Genomic DNA, 19,840 nt, shown 5'->3' on the forward strand with positions numbered 1-19,840 from the left:
TACGCTATGTTTTACGACAACTAGCTTAGTACTGGATATTATCAAAATTCTTCACTGTGATAATATGGCTTCGGGTCAAGGTTTTTAATAATATTTGAGATAACATAGCGTAAGTTTTGCTAAAAGAATTTAGATAAAAACAACTCTCTGATCATACAGATTTTATGAAAAAAAACATTCCTATATTAGAAACTAAAATAGATGAGTTTATTTTGTCTAACTCTGATCTTAAGGATGTTCATGCTGCTACTATATTGATTTTAAATGATCAGAAACTTATAGTTTCATTTTTTGGTAAAAGACGATTTGAACCAGGTGCCTTAGAAGAAAATAATAGTATTTGGGTATGTCGAGGATTAAAGAAAAATGGACAATATACATGGAATTCACCTCAAAGAATTGTTTCCCCACAATATTTCAAAGATCATCATATTCCTCTTAAAACTGATAATGGAACTATTAGTTGTGGGAATCCTGTATTAACACTATTTAATAATCAGTTACTAATTTTTAGTAAGATCGGACCTTACTCAAGAACATGGAGTGGTGTACTTTCTCGCTCCGATGATCAAGGACTTACTTGGCAAGAACCAGAACTTTTGCATGGAATCTTAGGACCTGCACGTAATAAACCATTAATTTTACAGCATAATATTTTTTTACCTAGTTCTAGAGAAAGCTGTATAGATGACTTCTCCTTTATTGAAAGTTCCTCAGACTTATGTACATGGAATATAAGTAATCCTATCTTATCGGATAATCCAAAAATCTACCAAAAAAGTTATAGAGGCTTTATACAACCAACCTTGATTAGCAATAATAATACAGGTAATAAAATTATAATGTTAGTTAGACCTAGAAATATTAATTTTTCACTATTTTCTATACTTTATATACATAGATCAATATCTATAAATAGAGGGATAAATTGGAGTAACCTAGAATTAACTGATTTATTGAACCCTGATAGTGCTATTGATGCTATCAATTTCTACAATAATATATTATTAGTATACAATAGAGTGGCAAATCATTCGACATCGCGTAATATACTTAGTATGGCTATTTCTTTTAATGATGGATTAAATTGGTGTCCTATTATAATAAAAAACTCTTTATTTCCTAAAGGAGACATAGAATATAATGAAATTATCTCCCAAGAATATTCATATCCTGCCATTATTATGAATAGCGATACTCAAGAAATTCATGTAATATATACATTTAATAGAATCAATTTTAAACATAAAGTATTTCAACTACTCCAAAATTAATAGATTAAAGTAAACACATTATAAATATTAGCCTTTATACTACAAATATTGACTGAATATCATTATACAATAGGTTACTTAACCGTGAAGTATAAGATATATGTTTTCCATTAATAGTTATTAATGTTTTATCAGCAAATTGGGTCTGATGTAGTACATTCCAACATAATTTACGTCAATTCGGGATAAGGATATTGTGAACATGTAGATTAAAATCAAATTTTGTTGAAGGTTTATTTTTCTTTAATGAGTAAGCAACAAGAGTAGATAATATATGGACAAAGGCATTTATTGGTGATCTATGTCTAGTATGTTCAAGGTTCATTTTATTTTTTAGATAATCAAAAACTGTTTCAATTAAGTTACGCTTTCGAAGTAAGATTTTTTCTTTCAAATCCATTAATTTATTTTCCATATTCTTCTTAATTCCATGAATCATTTTTAAGCCTCTTTCATATAAATTTAAGAACAAATTTTGCTTAATATAACCTTTATCAGCTGCTATAATTCCAGTTAATCTTTTTGTTAACTCCGGTACTGGAACCCTATCATCTACATTGCCTTTGGTCACTTTTAATGCCATAAACTCCCCTTTATTATTGATTATTACATGTAATTTAAAACCATAAAAATACCCCATAGAGGATTTACTATGTTTGGCTAATCCTTTAAAAACTTTATTGCTATAACGCCTTTTATTGTGACAAGCTTTAATCGTTGTAGAGTCAATAAAATAAATACCTGTTTCCTCACCAAACAACAAATGAATCAACATATTTAGCGGTATGAATAATCGTGCCATTAATTCAACAAATCTATTATAACTCAAGGCTTTGGGAAAATCATCCTTATGCATGCACTCTATATAACTTTTATAGAAAAATTTAAAATTCTTAGCATAGGATGTATGAAACATAATTATTATTGTTAACATTTCACTTAGACTCATGCTACAACAGCGATTTCTTTGCTTATTTGATGGTAATAACTTTCTCTGTTCATACTCCAAATAAATTTTACAAAAATCATCTATAAAACTATATAATTCTGTGATATCTTTTTTCATGCCTGTAGTTTGTTTTTTTGTTTAAAAATATAAATACTGCAGGCACTCCTTTTTGACAATCCTTTTATCTATTACTATTTCATCTATATCTTATCCCGAACTGACGTATAATAGTAATAATCTCTGAGAGTCCTATACTGCAAACTACTTTACGCTTACGGTTAGGATTTGGTAATATATATTTATTTTGCTCCGTATCAAAATGCTTGCAAAAATCATCAATTAAGCAGAAAATCTCCGTAAGAGGGATCATAATATATTCTCCAATTTTGTTGTTATTATTCGAGAACTTTATAATCCCTCCCTTCTTACTTTTCAAATATTCTTTCTAACAAACTGGTTTGAAAGAAGGTTTTATTTTTACCATAGCTCACCACTATAATGGTTCCAATATTTTGGACAGAAAAATAAGAAAAATGAGATAGAATTCTTTAGCAAACAAGGAGAGCTAGAGATGAAAAAACAAGTAAGGCAATATAGTGCTGAGGAGAAAGCCAAAATTGTCATAGAAGCAATTAAGGGAGAGCTAACAATAGCCCAGATAACCAGTAAGTATGGTGTTCATGCAACACAGATAAGTAACTGGAAAAAACAAGGTCTTGAGTTGTTAGTACAAGGTTTTAAGAATAAAACACAGAGTGCTGATCCAAATCAGCAGGGGTTAATCAAGAATCTATATGAGCAAATTGGTCAGTTAAGCGTTGAGTGTGACTGGCTCAAAAAAAAATCTGCATTGTTTGGAATTAAAGGTTAGGTGTAATATGATAGAGCCTAATCATAATAAGTTAACAATTGTACAACAGTGTAAGTTATTGGATATTAGCAGGTCAACCTATTACTATCAACCTACTGGTATTAGTGAACAAGATATCAAGATTATGGCAATAATTGATGAGACCTATACTATGCATCCATATTATGGTATGCGGCGGATGGCTAAATATTTACAAGCCCAAGGTTTTTCGGTAGGTCGTAAAGCTGTTAGACGTTACTACAAGATAATGGGTCTTGAAGCTGTTTATCCTAAAATAAATTTAAGCAAGAGGAATCAAGCGCATAAAATATATCCTTATTTACTAAAAGGATTAGAAATAGTATTGCCAAACCAGGTTTGGAGTGCAGATATAACGTATATAAGACTGAGCCAAGGGTTCGTATATTTAGTAGCTATTATTGACTGGTATAGTCGTTATATTCTAAGTTGGCGAATCTCCATTAGTTTGGAAAGTGAATTTTGTGTAACAGCCCTTGAAGACGCTATAGAAAAATATGGTATGCCAAAAATATTTAATACTGATCAAGGAGTACAATTTACCTCGGAGAATTTTATTAGTATGCTAAAGCTACATAATATCTTGATTAGTATGGATGGTAAGGGACGAGCCTTAGATAATATTTTTATTGAACGTTTTTGGCGATCATTAAAACAGGAAAAAATTTATCGGATTATTTTAACAACAGTAAAGGAGGCAAAGACAGCAATTAACGAATATATGGACTTTTATAATAGACAAAGGATGCATCAAGCTTTGGATTATAAAACTCCAGAATGTGTATATTTTGAAAAAAATATTGTATAAAAACAACAATTTAATTTTTGTGAATTATATCTCTATTTATCTAAATTTTTGTCTAGACAAAGGGGACCACCTTAAGGTTTTATTTTTACCATAGCTCACCACCAACAGTTTGTTTATGTTATTACATAATGCTTAGCATTTTGTTTGGTGCTTACGTCAAACTCAGGTTAAATAAGATATTGTAAAGATTTTTAACATATAGTCAATTGATGAGGTGTCGTCACTCGTCGCTCCTAGCCCCAAATTTTCCTGAATTGACTATAGTAATTTATATTAATCATTTAATTTTTCTGCTGTTATAAGTAGAAGTATATTAGACTTTTTTATAATATTTAATTCCTCATCTGTAAAAACCTGTAAAGCAACTTTATCTAAAAATAAATCATACTTTTTTATATTTTTAAAGCCTGCTTCTGTCATTAGTGATTTTAAAGTATCAAAATCTCTCTGATAAGACCTTACCACACAATCATTTGTGATACTTATTTCTATTGGACAACCATCACTATATTGATTGTTGTGCAAAGGTTTTGTAGGAAGTTTTAATATACTAAAAACCTCTGGGTAAAATGAAGCACTTAAAATATCTAAAGTACATATTAAAACCTTTCCACCTTTTTTTAAGCATTTATAACAATTTGTAATAAATGCTTTAAGTTTCTCTAAAGTATCTATGTATAAAATTACAAAAATATTGAAAACAATATCATATTCACCTTGACCTACTATCTCAGGACTGGCAGAATCAGAGAAATCTAATACATGTAACCCAATATTATTATTTTGTATGTATTGTTTACATAATTCTATTTGATAATAAGAAAGATCACATCCTACTAATTTTAGTGGACATTCTTTGGAGAAAATCTCTAAGTACCTACCAAATCCACATCCTACCTCTAATAAAGCCTTATCTTTTGCACTACCTATTAAATTTTTGATATGTGGATTAACAACATAATTGTTAAATCTATATTCCTTTGTTTCACTGTACGAGTTAGCAATGTTGCTCAATTTCCAAATGTCCATAATACTATTTTATAGATTTGATAATAAGTGTTTATTATCATTTTAAATGCAATACAATGCAATGCAACGATTTATTAAGCATTTTACCCTCCTATAAATGCCGGTAAAAATAGCAAGCTTTTTTTGCTATTGAATTTCTATCTTACGAAATAGTTTTTTATATGTTTTATTTACAATAGTAATAAATAAAAATAAAATTGTATGAAAGAGGCTAATTGTTGGAAATCACAATTTGAAACTTGTTGCTATTCAGATAAGTTACTAGATAAACTATTACTGTTAAATGACAAGACAGATACGATAGATATTCTCAAAGTAAAAAAAGCTATTTACTACGCCAAAGAGTACCATGGTAAGCAAAAGCGAGATTCAGGGGAACCTTTTTATTCTCATCCAATTGAAGTGGCTTGTATTTTTACTAACTATACTTCACGAGAGAATATAAAATTTTTTAGAACAGATTTACTGGTTACATGTGTACTACACGATACGATTGAAGATACAGAGATTACTGAAAAAATAATTGCCAATAATTTTGGTAAATTAGTTGCCAGTCAAGTTCAGGACTTAACTAGAATAAAAATGGATCGAAAAATTAGCTCAAAGGAAATGGTAGAGTCGTTATGGTTTCAAGGTAAATATGACATATTGCTTATTAAATTGTGTGATCGAATCCATAATATGCAAACAATTGAAATTAAATCACCTGAAAAAATAAAGAAAATAATACAAGAGACTAAGTATAGTTTTTTACCACTGGCTAGATATTTTGGCTCAACAATTGAAAATGAGCTACGCCAATTATGTTTAAAGCCAAATTTGTAGTGGAAGAAAACAAATTCTTCCTACTCTCCTATCATCTCTACAAAAATTGTATAGTCAATTCAGGAAAAGTTAGTGACGAGGAAACTATTTAGGTGAGTATGGCGTCCTATAGTACCCTACAATTTTGAGAAGATGAAGAAGAATGGTTGATTTAGAGTGGTGTGAAGTAGTATAAGGTAGGTATTTTTATAACAAAATGCATAATATAATACTTCAAGAATTGATTTTATATATAGACGGAAATAAATCAAGATTAAAATGTTTGGTTGGTATGGTAATTAGTTTGCTGACGGGCAGCTCAATTTATCAAAAAGGTTTAGCACTTGGTATTTTAGGTGATGCTAAAGCGACGTCAAAAACTCATAGAATTTATCGTTTTTTAAAAGATTTTAATTTTGATTATATGAAGGTTGGCTATTTGCTATTAAGCTTTTTTGCTTCAAAAAATTATGTCGTAGCAATGGATAGGACAAGTTGGAAATTTGGTAAATCCGATATTAATATTTTATTTTTAGTAATGGTAATTGGTAAAATATCGGTGCCAATATTCTGGAAGACTTTGTCGCATGGTGGCGGGTGTTCTGCAGAATTTATGAAGGAATTTTTACAGAAATTTATTAATAATTTTGGCGTTGAAAGAATAAAATATTTGCTTGCTGATAGAGAATTTATGAATAAAGAATGGTTAGACTTTCTGATAAATAACCATCTAAAGTTTGTTATTCCATTAAAAATGGATCATAAAATTCGTCTTACAAAAGGTTTAAGAACTTTAACCATTGAAAGAATATTTAGTGATGTTAAAGCCTTAGAGTATAGGGCTTGTAGTGGTATATTATGGAATAGAAAGGTTAATTTTACCGCATATAGAAATGATAAGAGCGAGCTGATGGTTCTGGTGTCTTCAATTGAAATAGAGCAAGATATTTTTGCTTTATATAAATTTCGTTGGAGTGTTGAACGACTATTTTTGCACCTAAAAAGCGGTGGTTTTGATATTGAAAAAAGTCACATTACGTCAATTCGGGATAAGGATATTGTGAACATGTAGATTAAAATCAAATTTTGTTGAAGGTTTATTTTTCTTTAATGAGTAAGCAACAAGAGTAGATAATATATGGACAAAGGCATTTATTGGTGATCTATGTCTAGTATGTTCAAGGTTCATTTTATTTTTTAGATAATCAAAAACTGTTTCAATTAAGTTACGCTTTCGAAGTAAGATTTTTTCTTTCAAATCCATTAATTTATTTTCCATATTCTTCTTAATTCCATGAATCATTTTTAAGCCTCTTTCATATAAATTTAAGAACAAATTTTGCTTAATATAACCTTTATCAGCTGCTATAATTCCAGTTAATCTTTTTGTTAACTCCGGTACTGGAACCCTATCATCTACATTGCCTTTGGTCACTTTTAATGCCATAAACTCCCCTTTATTATTGATTATTACATGTAATTTAAAACCATAAAAATACCCCATAGAGGATTTACTATGTTTGGCTAATCCTTTAAAAACTTTATTGCTATAACGCCTTTTATTGTGACAAGCTTTAATCGTTGTAGAGTCAATAAAATAAATACCTGTTTCCTCACCAAACAACAAATGAATCAACATATTTAGCGGTATGAATAATCGTGCCATTAATTCAACAAATCTATTATAACTCAAGGCTTTGGGAAAATCATCCTTATGCATGCACTCTATATAACTTTTATAGAAAAATTTAAAATTCTTAGCATAGGATGTATGAAACATAATTATTATTGTTAACATTTCACTTAGACTCATGCTACAACAGCGATTTCTTTGCTTATTTGATGGTAATAACTTTCTCTGTTCATACTCCAAATAAATTTTACAAAAATCATCTATAAAACTATATAATTCTGTGATATCTTTTTTCATGCCTGTAGTTTGTTTTTTTGTTTAAAAATATAAATACTGCAGGCACTCCTTTTTGACAATCCTTTTATCTATTACTATTTCATCTATATCTTATCCCGAACTGACGTACATTGTAAAATTGGATAGATTTGAAAAATTATTAGTGATAACTGCTATTGCTTCAGCTTTAATAGTCAAAAATGGAATAATACAAAATGCCTTAAATCCCATCCGAATAAAACGGTACAAAACCATTGAAAGACAATTGTTTTCATTATTTACCTATGGCTTTGATCATATCAAAAATGCTTTTTATCAATCTACAACAGCCATAACGCAGCTAATATCCACATTATTAATACCTCCCAAACAAAAACTTTTTTCTATCCTAATACCATCTTTACAAAAATTGTAGGGTACTATGATGGCGTCCCCCAAGGTGTTAATTCTCTATAACGCCAATATTCTTTGTAAATATCGTCTAATTGTTCTATCTGTGCTTTTTCCACACCCCCAGCCCAAGGTTTTGTTCCTGAATAATGTAAAATAAATTTTGTATAATAATTTGTATTGGTTGTGCTTGATCTATAACTAGGTGTATGATTCCATTTATGTGAAATATGGTTAATTCTATCGTTAAAAGCTATATTTATTATATCTTGTTCAAACATTGAAAGAGAACATACAGTATTGTTTAATGAATTTATTAAACAATCTTCCGTTTTATTATTTCTCATATTTTCTAAATTAAACCACATAACACCGGCATTTATATAAAAATACGGTAAATCATGATTACACCCAAGTTCGTTATGACCAGGATTACCGGCATCATAGTTGCCTGCCACAAAATAATCCGTCATATCAATAGTTTTAAAATAGCTTAAATCTTTTAAAACTATTAAATCAGCATCCAGCGATAATACCGAGGTTAAATTGGCTCTGTACAAATAAGTGTGTAAATTTTTCAAAGGTTATATAAAAATATAATATAACAAAAGGAGAAATTATAATGCGTCACAAACAAAATGAAGCAATGAATCAAGCAATAGATTTATTAATAAATAATGATACAGATATATCAACTTTATTTAAAGAGGATGGTTTATTAAAACAATTAACCAAAAGGCTTGTAGAGAAGGCATTGCAGTCAGAGATGAATAATCACTTAGGATATGATAAATATTGTCATACTGATAGCAATAATGTTCGTAATGGTAGTAAAGTAAAGAATCTAGTAACAAATAATGGAGTTGTAGAGATTGAGGTTCCAAGGGATAGAAGTAGTACATTTGAACCTGCATTAATTCCGAAGCGTCAAAGACGTATTGAAGGATTTGATGATAAAATAATATCGTTATACGCTAAAGGAATGAGCTTATCTGATATTAAGATTCAAATGCAAGAATTGTATGGAGCTGACGTTAGCGAAAGTTTGATAAGTCAAATTACTGATGATGTAATTGAGGATGTCAAGATATGGCAAAGCCGACCATTGGATCGAGTATATGCTATAGTATTTTTTGACTGTTTAGTAGTAAAAGTACGTCAAGATAAACGAATTATCAATAAGTCTGTATATGTAGCATTAGGTATTGATTTATCTGGAAGGAAGGATATTTTAGGATTGTGGAACAGTGAAAATGAAGGAGCTAAATTTTGGCTTGGTAATTTTACTGAGATGAAGAACAGAGGTATGCAAGACATGCTTATTGCTTGCAGTGATAATTTAACCGGTATGTCTGAGGCAATAGAAGCAGTTTTTCCGAAAACCGAACATCAATTATGTATTGTACATCAGATTAGAAATAGTTTAAAATATGTATCATATAAAGACCGAAAAGAATTAGCGGCTGATTTAAAGCCTATATATACTGCTAGCACAGAGGAAGAAGCACATCTTGCTTTAGAATCTTTTGAAGCTAAATGGAGTAAACAGTATCCACAAATTGCTAAATCTTGGTATGTTCATTGGGAAAATTTAATGGTTTTTCTAGAATACCCTGAGGCGATAAGGAAAGTAATATACACAACTAATAGTATAGAATCTGTCAATAGCCAATTACGTAAGGTTACTAAGAATAAAAGGGTTTTTCCAAATGATAATGCCGTTTTTAAGACCTTATATTTGGCAATTGATTATATGACCAAGAAATGGGTTATGCCGATTCCGAACTGGAACGCAGCTATGGCTCACTTTTTGATAAAATTTGAAGGTAGAATTTAAGCCCTATGAAAAATTTACACACTTAATTAGAAAGGCTCTTTAAATTTGGCAAAATTTTACTAAAAAATGGTCTATAGCTTATTAAAAGAGGCCAATCACAATTTTTAAATTTACTTTTTATTAATTCTATCGGCAGTAAATTATTATCAACATTTATAAAATTTATTTTGTAAGGCTTTATATCCTGCATAGATGATAGTTTTTCTTGCGATTCTATAGATATAGGGTCTTCCTGATCCATAATAAAATAAAAATCATAGAAGCTATCTAAGTCTGAATTTAACAAAGCTGATGCAATGGTAGTTGCAGCATGTACTGCATACTTATCATTTATAACAAGAGCAATATTAGTAACATTATTAGCATCTATTCCACTTAAATTCAAGGCTCGTTGATAGTTAGCAACGGCTGTCTTAAGGTCTATGTTCGCTTTCTCTAAAACAGAAGATCGACCTAATATATTAATCATGCTAAGCCTATAAAAAGCTTTAGCTGATAATTCAGGAATATTTAATGCTATCAGCTTATTAAGAAAAGCTACTTCATCTTGCATGTAACCACTAAAATATTTTAGTAAATCTTCTTCTTTTAAGTCTTTAATAAAAGAAAAAATCTGTTCCTTATGATCTTTAATAATAATATGAGCTAAATTAAGGGCATATTCTGATTTATATAATAAATCTAAAGAATAGCTGCTATTTTTTATGCTCCTATATAATTCAGCTTTTTCCTTTTTTAAAAGCTGTAAACGTGATAAACAATTGTAACCTTTGGCAATTGATACCCTATCTACCGCTTCTTCAATTTGGAAAAGACAAACCTTTTCAATATAGTCTTTTCTTTCATCAGTTAAAAAATTATTGTCTAGATCATTAACCACCATATCAAATTCAAAACGATTTTTTCTTAAATTTGAGTAAATACGAGAGTAAGCATAATCACTTACTCTTTTAACAACTGATATTTTCCCATTTTGAATATTATCATTATTTTGTATTGACACTAAGCTTGTTGCAAGCCTATTTATTACTAATTTTTTAATTTGCCCTTTGCCATAAGAATAACATACTAATGCACATAATATTATTATTAACAAAGCTAATGCATATTTATATTTTTGTAATATTAATTTTTTATTCACTATTTTTCTCAATTTTATTTAAGTGTTCAGACCATATTCAATATAGAATTTGGCATATCTAAGTTAGCCTAAATTCGGTTATATCTATAAATATAGCAGATTTTTATGCTCCACTAATAGCTGGTTTCATTATTTTTGCAGTATTGCTTATTTTTTTCATTCCCTGACTCAGTAAACATACTATAGTCAATTCAGGGGAATTTGGTGCTAGGAACGATGGAGCGACGCCTATAAGTAATAGGCGAGCGACGAGTGACGACGTCACCAACTTCTCATCAATTGATATACCCTATAATTTTCATTCTATAAGTATTAAACAGCATAAAAACGTCATTACGAGGAGTGCGGAACCATAACTGTCGAAAGTTAGAAAAGGAAACGGTTTTAGAGGGCATCATGGTAGCTTAAAAGTTGCAAAAGAATAACCGACGTCATTGCTAGGAAACTATAAAGTTGACGAAGCAATCGATAAATTGTAATTTTCACCCACTATTGTCATATATGGACGAGTGAATTTGTCAACAAAGAAAATAAAAAAATAGAGCCACAAAGGAAGCGGTCATATATTCGGCATCGAGTGCCATAATGGTTTCTGCATTCTTATAAATATCCTTGAGTGACCTCTCATTCCCACGGCTTCTAGAGCCTCGACATAATTACGGATTTATTCAGAATACTTATTCATTAACTCTTTAACTTTCGTTCTCTTTATTGTTACTATTCTTTACTCGCAATATTTATCAATTACCAATTTTTATTTAGTTGACATAGTTTCTTCTTTTTTCTCAACTAAACTAATTTGCAACATATTCGCTACCATTGGTGACTACTGCATAAGCAATCCTTGCTAACTTATTTGCTAAACCAACACATATAATATTATATGATTTATTTTCAGCAAATTTCTTCACTGCCCACTGCACTAGTTTATCTTTCGATTCCTTACCACTTTTTGCTCTTATTGCTATTGTCCTTGCGGCTTGAATCAACATAGTTCTGGCATATCTATCTCCCTGTTTGGTAATCCCTCCTAAAACTATCTTATCTCCTGAGCTATGTTGCTTTGGTACCAAACCAAGCGAAGCAGCAAAATCCCTCGGGGTTGGATAACTTTCCATTGGGGCTACACTCAAACAACTAGCATTGATTGCTCCAATGCCAAAAATTGTCTGCAACCTAGTAGCTTTCTCACTTTGCTTATTATTGCTGATAATCAGCTTTTCTAAAGTTTTCTCTTTGTCACATAAATCCTCAATTTCTTTACATTCTAAAAGTAAAATTGACCGTATCCCAGAATTTATATAACCTTTACTATACGCTAACTCTACCTCCAGCCTACATGATTTGCAAAATTTATTTTTACTTAATTTTGTATTATAGCCATATTCACATAAACTTGATATTGTAGAATTAGTTTTTTGCACACGATCTCTGATCGTATTACTTCTAATTTTATGCAAAAATTTTATATCTTGTTCCTCTTTGCTTTTTGGCAGCACAGTTTTTAATTCTGGATCACGAGCCGCTTTGCATATTGCTAACGCATCGTTATAATCATTTTTCTGTTTCGATGTAGCATAAACTTTTACATCTTTTGTTTTCATTAGTTTGACTTGCAAACCAAGCTTAGCAATTTCCTGTGACCAATAATTAGCTCCTCCACATGCTTCCATAGCTACCAATGAACTTTTATCGAGATTGCTTAAATAGGCTATTAACTCATCTCTTGTAACTTTTTGATAACCTATTTTTTTGCCATTTTGATCGACTTGCACCAAGTGCATACTATTTTTTGCTAAATCTATTCCTATTATAGTATTTTTTATGCTATTATTTATCATGGTATGGACCTATTAATTAAATTATTATTTAATTTGGAGCAGCTGAAAACTATTTTTCAGCTGACTCCGTACAAGTAAAGCATATTTCGCTTCACTCGTCCATACCATCATTCCCGCGTAGGCGGGAATCCAGTATATATCCAGCACCGAAGCTATGACAAGTACGCCTAATTAAAATTTCACTATAAAATAAAAAGTATATGTTAGCATGAACCGCATTAACGTACAAACTACCAACAGAAGTAGAGTTTTATAGAAACCCTATTGCAACTGAGCCTTAGCTTGAGCCACTATATCTGCAAAACCTTGCGGGTTGTTAACTGCCAATTCAGCTAGTACCTTACGATCAATATCTATTGCAGCTTTTTTAAGCCCACCCATAAATTGGGAATATACTAAATCATGCTCACGCACTGCTGCATTAATTCTTTGTATCCAAAGCCCTCTAAAATCACGTTTACGATTTCTACGATCCCTATAAGCATATTGTAGAGCTTTTTCAACTTTCTCAATTGCTACCTTAAAGCAATTATTAGACCGCCCTCTATAACCTTTAGCAAGTTTGAGAATTTTTTTATGACGATTTTTTAAAATTTTTCCTGATTTTACGCGTGACATATCTCACCTATTTCCTTAGTTAAATTGTTAAATTCCATATGGAAGGAAGAATTTTTTTAAATTCTTTGCATCTTGAGTACAGAGAATCGTTGTTCCTCTAAGGTTACGAAGTTGAGCTTTTGCCCGACGTCTCATGAAGTGTTTTTTACCAGCTTGAGTAGCACAAACTTTACCAGTAGCGGTAAGCTTAAAGCGTTTTTTTACAGCTGATTTTGTTTTTAACTTAGGCATTATTAGTTCCTTATATTTGGTATTTTAAGACTGTATAGCAAAAATTAGGCATACCAAAGCCATATTGCTATATGGTGAAATATAATATTTTTTATGAATTATTGCAAGTTAATTTTTATATTATAGTCAATTGATGAGAAGTTGGCAACGTCATCGCTCAATGCTCGCCTATTACTTTCTTGAACAACTTCACTCATAATTGACTCAAATAATTGTTTTTTCGGCTAATTAGCTACTTCCTCTTCCTTATAAACAGCTATGTCCCTATGACTTAGAGGATAACCGCCACATTCTTTTGCCAACTTATCAAAATAAAATAGCCCATAAGCAAAACCAATAATTAGAGGAATCAGAATAAACCATAATCCCCAATGACCAAAATAGTCAGTAATGTAGATAAAACCAAAAAAGGTAACGGCATACATCACAGCCCGAGATAGAGCAAATATCATGCTAACACAAGTAAAGCGTTTAAAGACCGGAAATTCTTTATAAAGAATGGGACTAGCAGGACCTAAGCATTCATATAATAAAACCATAACCAATTGCATCAACAATAATTGATAAGGAGCATTAACATGATTCAATAAATATGGACAAAATATGACAAAAATAGAACATATGATCAGTATAATTTTTATGGTTAATAATGGATATATTTTTAAACTTAAATACAGATAATATTGATATGATTAAGAACGGCACCAAACAGACAATAAAATTATGTTGAATAATTTCAGCCATGCTATAACCAAAATTAGTTTTTAAAATATTAGCACAATATACATAAACAAAATAAAAACATACTGGTCCAGCACATTGTAATAAAAAGAAAGCTAGGATAGTTTTTTTATTAACTTTTTCTTGCCACATCGGATTATCTTTTAAGCAAGCTGTATCGGTATTAGTTTTTTCAAAAACTTTTTTAATTCGACGTTTAGCATCAGCAAATTCTGGGGTTTCCCGCAACTTTGTCCTTGCCACAGAACCAACTAATGCAACTGTTGCCCCAATCCAAAATGCCAGACGCCAGTTAAAACCATGCATAGTAACAAGTGAGGCAACCCCTAAAGCACCTAATCCCCCTAAGTCACAACAAACCCCCATTAACCCGACAGCTGCATATTGGGCTGGTGGCTTAATGGTTTCGGTTAAATAAAGTTGTGCCCCTGTCATCTCTCCCATAGAAGATATACCTTGCAAAGCCCGGCAGATTGTCACTATCCAGGTAGCGGTAACCCCTATTTGGGCGTAAGTAGGCAGATTAGCCATCACCAGACCAGCAATTCCAAATATGACATTATGGATACATAGGGAAATTTTAGCATTGCGATCCACTCAACTTTAAGACGAATAATCTATTTTTCTGTTAAAGATTTGTATGTATTTTCTTGAATTCTATAAATATTTTTATACAAACTTATCATAATTCACGTTATTGTAATCAATTTGGTAAAAACCAACGGTTAGCAATAAATAAGTCTATTGCTCTAGAAAAAGCTTTTGATAGGTCGAATCTATATTGGCGGGACTCTGTAATCTCGTTTGCCAGCTAATATCTCCCATAACATTTCCATTGATTCAAAGAAAAAAAGGTCTACTAAACTTCTTATTCGTTCCCATAACGATCCTAATCTACCAAATTGCTCCCTCATTTCTTGAAATAATTTATCAACTAATTGGTGTATTTGATGAATAGTAAATGCTAACAAAGTAAAATTGTAGAAATTATAACATAGATTCTCAGAACCATGACCGTAATTATGTTCTATATTATAACCATGATTCTTTAAGCTATTAAAGCATTCGTTCTCTATTTTCCAACGTGCTCTTGCTCCGTCTATTATTGTTTTAGCATTATCTGAGGTGATTTCTAGATCAGTAATCCATTTACCATAATACTGACTTTTGTTACTACCATCTTTCTGCGGCACTAGCTCCCATGCCGCTATATAATTTGTTCTTACCTTAGTGCTAGTAAATAATTCAACATCATTAACCCATTCAATTATCAATTTGTTCCTTCTAAGGCTCAATGTCTCTATCTTTGATTTATCTACAGATTGAACATTATCCATTAATGTCTTATGATTATTGGGTTTTACTTTAAAAATATAATTAGCTTTATGATCACGAATTGTTTCTATCACTGGAGTTGTTGCATATAAGGCATCAGCATTGATTATTATCCCTAATTTATCATGATCCTTTCTAAATCTTGTCAAAAATCTCTTGAAAGCATTCGTCTCACAATCCTCTTTCTCATCACCATCTTGTACACGAATTTCCTCAGGCATTACTGGTATTACTTGTCGTAACCCAAATTTTACAATAGCCCCTTGTAATACTTGATGACAATGATATTGGTTATTTTTATGCCCTCTAATTAGGCAACGTTTACAACTCACTTTATCAGAGCTGTAATATTGTGTACCATCAACATTTAATAAGTATTTACCAGGAAATATTTGATATTGTTCTAGATGCTTCCCTCGTTGTAATTTACTAAATAATTCTTTGAAAATAGGTCTAAACGTTACGTCACTATCTACTTGGTCTATTACGTTCCTCATCCCCTGATCGCTAGGAAGCGATTGTACTGTAAACATGCTACGCAGATTATTACGTTGTTCCTTCCTTTCCATACGCCTTTGAAATTCTAGCAAAGATACTGATTGAAAATACATACACGCCAAACCAGATAACATAATATCTGCTATACTATTACTACTATTTACACCCCTTCTATCTTCTATACCAGCAAATCTATCTGCAATCATACTTCTGATTGCACTAAAACTTAAATGTTTCTTTGAATGCATAACTTGATACCAATATTATATTGATATTATCTTAGATAATTTATCCAACTTTGACTACTTTTTTAACTATTCCTCTACGAAAAACTTATTCCATATCCTTTTACTTACCTTCCTTCTATGACATATTTGGAATCGCTGGTAGGGCATATCTCCATAAACGCAGTGCCATCCAATAATCCACTGTTGATTGATGATCCAATAGGATGTAGACGAAAGCAGTGTCATCATTGTTAGTTTTGATAGAATACACTATATCACTAAATTTCTCTTGTAGAGTTTCCTCGATATAGCTTTCCTTTTCTATAGTTATCTTTGATAAATCTACTTTTTCTTTAAAATTACTTGGTAAATAATACTCTAAGAATTCTTTGGCAGCTATTTTATTGCTCATGATCCGCTTAAACAGCTTGTCATGCTTAAGTTTTTTTGTCATTTTGCTACTTTTACTTGTTAATCTATCATTTAGCCAACATTTGTTCGCTCTTCTTTGAGTATCTTATAGACAGCAGCACGACTGATACTCATTTTTTTGGCTAAACTAGTGCCAATAATACCTTGTTCATAATATTGCAGCAATTGCTTTCTATCAATCCTGCGTTTAGCTCCAAATTTTACGCCCTTAATTTTTGCTTCAAGCCTGCCTTCATTGGTACGCTCTAAAATCCTCAGACGTTCTGCTTGTGCTACTGCTGATAAAATGGTTACTACCATTTTACCACTAGCGATTCCAAATATGTCATAGAGGAAGGTAAGTAAAAGGATATGGAATAAGTTTTTCGTAGAGGAATAGTTAAAAAAGTAGTCAAAGTTGGATAAATTATCTAAGATAATATCAATATAATATTGGTATCAAGTTATGCATTCAAAGAAACATTTAAGTTTTAGTGCAATCAGAAGTATGATTGCAGATAGATTTGCTGGTATTATAATGGTCCCAATATTTTGGACAGAAAAATAAGAAAAATGAGATAGAATTCTTTAGCAAACAAGGAGAGCTAGAGATGAAAAAACAAGTAAGGCAATATAGTGCTGAGGAGAAAGCCAAAATTGCCATAGAAGCAATTAAGGGAGAGCTAACAATAGCCCAGATAACCAGTAAGTATGGTGTTCATGCAACACAGATCAGCAACTGGAAAAAACAAGGTCTTGAGTTGTTAGTACAAGGTTTTAAGAATAAAACACAGAGTGCTGATCCAAATCAGCAGGGGTTAATCAAGAATCTATATGAGCAAATTGGTCAGTTAAGCGTTGAGTGTGACTGGCTCAAAAAAAAATCTGCATTGTTTGGAATTAAAGGTTAGGTGTAATATGATAGAGCCTAATCATAATAAGTTAACAATTGTACAACAGTGTAAGTTATTGGATATTAGCAGGTCAACCTATTACTATCAACCTACTGGTATTAGTGAACAAGATATCAAGATTATGGCAATAATTGATGAGACCTATACTATGCATCCATATTATGGTATGCGGCGGATGGCTAAATATTTACAAGCCCAAGGTTTTTCGGTAGGTCGTAAAGCTGTTAGACGTTACTACAAGATAATGGGTCTTGAAGCTGTTTATCCTAAAATAAATTTAAGCAAGAGGAATCAAGCGCATAAAATATATCCTTATTTACTAAAAGGATTAGAAATAGTATTGCCAAACCAGGTTTGGAGTGCAGATATAACGTATATAAGACTGAGCCAAGGGTTCGTATATTTAGTAGCTATTATTGACTGGTATAGTCGTTATATTCTAAGTTGGCGAATCTCCATTAGTTTGGAAAGTGAATTTTGTGTAACAGCCCTTGAAGACGCTATAGAAAAATATGGTATGCCAAAAATATTTAATACTGATCAAGGAGTACAATTTACCTCGGAGAATTTTATTAGTATGCTAAAGCTACATAATATCTTGATTAGTATGGTGGTCCCCTTTGTCTAGACAAAAATTTGGCTCTGTACAAATAAGTGTGTAAATTTTTCAAAGGTTATATAAAAATATAATATAACAAAAGGAGAAATTATAATGCGTCACAAACAAAATGAAGCAATGAATCAAGCAATAGATTTATTAATAAATAATGATACAGATATATCAACTTTATTTAAAGAGGATGGTTTATTAAAACAATTAACCAAAAGGCTTGTAGAGAAGGCATTGCAGTCAGAGATGAATAATCACTTAGGATATGATAAATATTGTCATACTGATAGCAATAATGTTCGTAATGGTAGTAAAGTAAAGAATCTAGTAACAAATAATGGAGTTGTAGAGATTGAGGTTCCAAGGGATAGAAGTAGTACATTTGAACCTGCATTAATTCCGAAGCGTCAAAGACGTATTGAAGGATTTGATGATAAAATAATATCGTTATACGCTAAAGGAATGAGCTTATCTGATATTAAGATTCAAATGCAAGAATTGTATGGAGCTGACGTTAGCGAAAGTTTGATAAGTCAAATTACTGATGATGTAATTGAGGATGTCAAGATATGGCAAAGCCGACCATTGGATCGAGTATATGCTATAGTATTTTTTGACTGTTTAGTAGTAAAAGTACGTCAAGATAAACGAATTATCAATAAGTCTGTATATGTAGCATTAGGTATTGATTTATCTGGAAGGAAGGATATTTTAGGATTGTGGAACAGTGAAAATGAAGGAGCTAAATTTTGGCTTGGTAATTTTACTGAGATGAAGAACAGAGGTATGCAAGACATGCTTATTGCTTGCAGTGATAATTTAACCGGTATGTCTGAGGCAATAGAAGCAGTTTTTCCGAAAACCGAACATCAATTATGTATTGTACATCAGATTAGAAATAGTTTAAAATATGTATCATATAAAGACCGAAAAGAATTAGCGGCTGATTTAAAGCCTATATATACTGCTAGCACAGAGGAAGAAGCACATCTTGCTTTAGAATCTTTTGAAGCTAAATGGAGTAAACAGTATCCACAAATTGCTAAATCTTGGTATGTTCATTGGGAAAATTTAATGGTTTTTCTAGAATACCCTGAGGCGATAAGGAAAGTAATATACACAACTAATAGTATAGAATCTGTCAATAGCCAATTACGTAAGGTTACTAAGAATAAAAGGGTTTTTCCAAATGATAATGCCGTTTTTAAGACCTTATATTTGGCAATTGATTATATGACCAAGAAATGGGTTATGCCGATTCCGAACTGGAACGCAGCTATGGCTCACTTTTTGATAAAATTTGAAGGTAGAATTTAAGCCCTATGAAAAATTTACACACTTAATTAGAAAGGCTCGAGATATAATTCACAAAAATTAAATTGTT

At 31.1% G+C, this 19,840-nt stretch carries 23 protein-coding genes and 1 pseudogene; 10 read left to right on the top strand and 14 right to left on the bottom strand.

All coding sequences use genetic code 11. The features are described 5' to 3' along the window. The first annotated feature begins 164 nt into the window (after positions 1 to 164). Entirely contained in the window at positions 165 to 1,274 is a 1,110-nt protein-coding gene (locus tag NBW66_RS12730) for an exo-alpha-sialidase (RefSeq protein ID WP_250311206.1), read from the top strand. Between the two features lie 175 nt (positions 1,275 to 1,449). On the opposite strand, the gene NBW66_RS12735 is transcribed toward NBW66_RS12730, so the two are convergent. Continuing rightward, positions 1,450 to 2,340 (bottom strand): IS982 family transposase, encoded by an 891-nt coding sequence (locus NBW66_RS12735; protein ID WP_250310582.1) that lies wholly within the window; start codon positions 2,338 to 2,340, stop codon positions 1,450 to 1,452. 85 nt (positions 2,341 to 2,425) lie between these two features. After that, a pseudogene (locus tag NBW66_RS12740) lies at positions 2,426 to 2,593 on the bottom strand (IS982 family transposase); the annotation flags it as partial. Between the two features lie 201 nt (positions 2,594 to 2,794). Between NBW66_RS12740 and NBW66_RS12745 the strand changes: the two are divergent. After that, on the top strand, positions 2,795 to 3,094 hold the full coding sequence (locus NBW66_RS12745) for a transposase (RefSeq protein WP_094649795.1): 300 nt from the start codon (positions 2,795 to 2,797) through the stop codon (positions 3,092 to 3,094). Positions 3,095 to 3,101: 7 nt separating this feature from the next. Then, positions 3,102 to 3,920: an IS3 family transposase gene (locus NBW66_RS12750; RefSeq protein ID WP_250310664.1), complete on the top strand. Its 819-nt coding sequence runs from the start codon at positions 3,102 to 3,104 to the stop codon at positions 3,918 to 3,920. A 273-nt stretch (positions 3,921 to 4,193) separates the two neighbouring features. Here NBW66_RS12750 and NBW66_RS12755 read toward each other — a convergent pair whose 3' ends face one another. Further along, positions 4,194 to 4,949 carry a class I SAM-dependent methyltransferase gene (locus NBW66_RS12755; protein WP_250311207.1) on the bottom strand — a complete coding sequence of 252 codons (756 nt, stop codon included), beginning with the start codon at positions 4,947 to 4,949 and terminating at the stop codon, positions 4,194 to 4,196. A 201-nt stretch (positions 4,950 to 5,150) separates the two neighbouring features. On the opposite strand from NBW66_RS12755, the gene NBW66_RS12760 reads away from it, so the two are divergent. After that, positions 5,151 to 5,774 (top strand): HD domain-containing protein, encoded by a 624-nt coding sequence (locus NBW66_RS12760; protein WP_250311208.1) that lies wholly within the window; start codon positions 5,151 to 5,153, stop codon positions 5,772 to 5,774. A gap of 196 nt (positions 5,775 to 5,970) precedes the next feature. After that, positions 5,971 to 6,825, top strand: coding sequence for a transposase (locus NBW66_RS12765; protein WP_250311209.1), 855 nt, complete (start codon positions 5,971 to 5,973; stop codon positions 6,823 to 6,825). Here the strand turns inward: NBW66_RS12765 and NBW66_RS12770 are convergent. Then, positions 6,793 to 7,683 carry an IS982 family transposase gene (locus tag NBW66_RS12770; RefSeq protein ID WP_250310582.1) on the bottom strand — a complete coding sequence of 297 codons (891 nt, stop codon included), beginning with the start codon at positions 7,681 to 7,683 and terminating at the stop codon, positions 6,793 to 6,795. The genes NBW66_RS12765 and NBW66_RS12770 overlap by 33 nt on opposite strands. Positions 7,684 to 7,735: 52 nt before the next feature. Between NBW66_RS12770 and NBW66_RS12775 the strand changes: the two genes are divergently transcribed. Further along, complete coding sequence (locus tag NBW66_RS12775) at positions 7,736 to 8,077, top strand: hypothetical protein (RefSeq protein ID WP_250311210.1); 342 nt, start codon at positions 7,736 to 7,738, stop codon at positions 8,075 to 8,077. Between the two features lie 4 nt (positions 8,078 to 8,081). On the opposite strand, the gene NBW66_RS12780 is transcribed toward NBW66_RS12775, so the two are convergent. Beyond that, on the bottom strand, positions 8,082 to 8,633 hold the full coding sequence (locus NBW66_RS12780) for a glycosyltransferase family 8 protein (protein ID WP_250311211.1): 552 nt from the start codon (positions 8,631 to 8,633) through the stop codon (positions 8,082 to 8,084). Positions 8,634 to 8,674: 41 nt separating this feature from the next. Here NBW66_RS12780 and NBW66_RS12785 point away from each other — a divergent pair, with 41 nt between their 5' ends. Next, positions 8,675 to 9,889, top strand: a complete 1,215-nt coding sequence (locus NBW66_RS12785) for an IS256 family transposase (protein ID WP_250310568.1) — start codon at positions 8,675 to 8,677, stop codon at positions 9,887 to 9,889. A gap of 22 nt (positions 9,890 to 9,911) precedes the next feature. Here the strand turns inward: NBW66_RS12785 and NBW66_RS12790 are convergent, their stop codons facing one another. The 9 genes from NBW66_RS12790 to NBW66_RS12835 form a co-directional block, all read right to left on the bottom strand. Beyond that, a complete protein-coding gene (locus NBW66_RS12790; RefSeq protein WP_250311212.1) occupies positions 9,912 to 11,030 on the bottom strand; it encodes a glycosyltransferase family protein in 1,119 nt (372 codons plus the stop codon). A 794-nt stretch (positions 11,031 to 11,824) separates the two neighbouring features. Further along, positions 11,825 to 12,871, bottom strand: coding sequence for an IS110 family RNA-guided transposase (locus tag NBW66_RS12800; protein WP_250310795.1), 1,047 nt, complete (start codon positions 12,869 to 12,871; stop codon positions 11,825 to 11,827). Positions 12,872 to 13,132: 261 nt separating this feature from the next. Beyond that, positions 13,133 to 13,489 (bottom strand): 50S ribosomal protein L20, encoded by a 357-nt coding sequence (gene rplT, locus NBW66_RS12805; protein WP_250311213.1) that lies wholly within the window; start codon positions 13,487 to 13,489, stop codon positions 13,133 to 13,135. Positions 13,490 to 13,516: 27 nt separating this feature from the next. Further along, on the bottom strand, positions 13,517 to 13,720 hold the full coding sequence (rpmI, locus tag NBW66_RS12810) for a 50S ribosomal protein L35 (RefSeq protein ID WP_250311214.1): 204 nt from the start codon (positions 13,718 to 13,720) through the stop codon (positions 13,517 to 13,519). Between the two features lie 224 nt (positions 13,721 to 13,944). Next, complete coding sequence (locus NBW66_RS12815; protein ID WP_250311215.1) at positions 13,945 to 14,307, bottom strand: proline/betaine transporter; 363 nt, start codon at positions 14,305 to 14,307, stop codon at positions 13,945 to 13,947. After that, on the bottom strand, positions 14,294 to 15,058 hold the full coding sequence (locus NBW66_RS12820) for an MFS transporter (RefSeq protein WP_250311216.1): 765 nt from the start codon (positions 15,056 to 15,058) through the stop codon (positions 14,294 to 14,296). The genes NBW66_RS12815 and NBW66_RS12820 overlap by 14 nt, the downstream gene beginning before the upstream one ends. 179 nt (positions 15,059 to 15,237) lie before the next feature. Further along, a complete protein-coding gene (locus NBW66_RS12825; RefSeq protein ID WP_250311217.1) occupies positions 15,238 to 16,542 on the bottom strand; it encodes a transposase in 1,305 nt (434 codons plus the stop codon). Positions 16,543 to 16,657: 115 nt separating this feature from the next. Then, complete coding sequence (locus NBW66_RS12830; protein ID WP_348539282.1) at positions 16,658 to 16,975, bottom strand: Rpn family recombination-promoting nuclease/putative transposase; 318 nt, start codon at positions 16,973 to 16,975, stop codon at positions 16,658 to 16,660. A gap of 29 nt (positions 16,976 to 17,004) precedes the next feature. After that, a complete protein-coding gene (locus tag NBW66_RS12835) occupies positions 17,005 to 17,253 on the bottom strand; it encodes a serine integrase family protein (protein WP_250311218.1) in 249 nt (82 codons plus the stop codon). Positions 17,254 to 17,543: 290 nt separating this feature from the next. Between NBW66_RS12835 and NBW66_RS12840 the strand changes: the two genes are divergently transcribed. The 3 genes from NBW66_RS12840 to NBW66_RS12850 all read left to right on the top strand — a co-directional run bounded on the left by NBW66_RS12840 (position 17,544) and on the right by NBW66_RS12850 (position 19,773). After that, entirely contained in the window at positions 17,544 to 17,843 is a 300-nt protein-coding gene (locus NBW66_RS12840) for a transposase (protein ID WP_250310554.1), read from the top strand. A 7-nt stretch (positions 17,844 to 17,850) separates the two neighbouring features. Continuing rightward, positions 17,851 to 18,474 (top strand): IS3 family transposase, encoded by a 624-nt coding sequence (locus tag NBW66_RS12845; RefSeq protein ID WP_250311219.1) that lies wholly within the window; start codon positions 17,851 to 17,853, stop codon positions 18,472 to 18,474. Between the two features lie 84 nt (positions 18,475 to 18,558). Further along, positions 18,559 to 19,773 carry an IS256 family transposase gene (locus tag NBW66_RS12850; protein WP_250310568.1) on the top strand — a complete coding sequence of 405 codons (1,215 nt, stop codon included), beginning with the start codon at positions 18,559 to 18,561 and terminating at the stop codon, positions 19,771 to 19,773. The last annotated feature ends 67 nt before the right edge of the window (positions 19,774 to 19,840 follow it).

The sequence above is a fragment of the Rickettsia endosymbiont of Oedothorax gibbosus genome (assembly GCF_936269705.1).
Classification (GTDB): domain Bacteria; phylum Pseudomonadota; class Alphaproteobacteria; order Rickettsiales; family Rickettsiaceae; genus Tisiphia.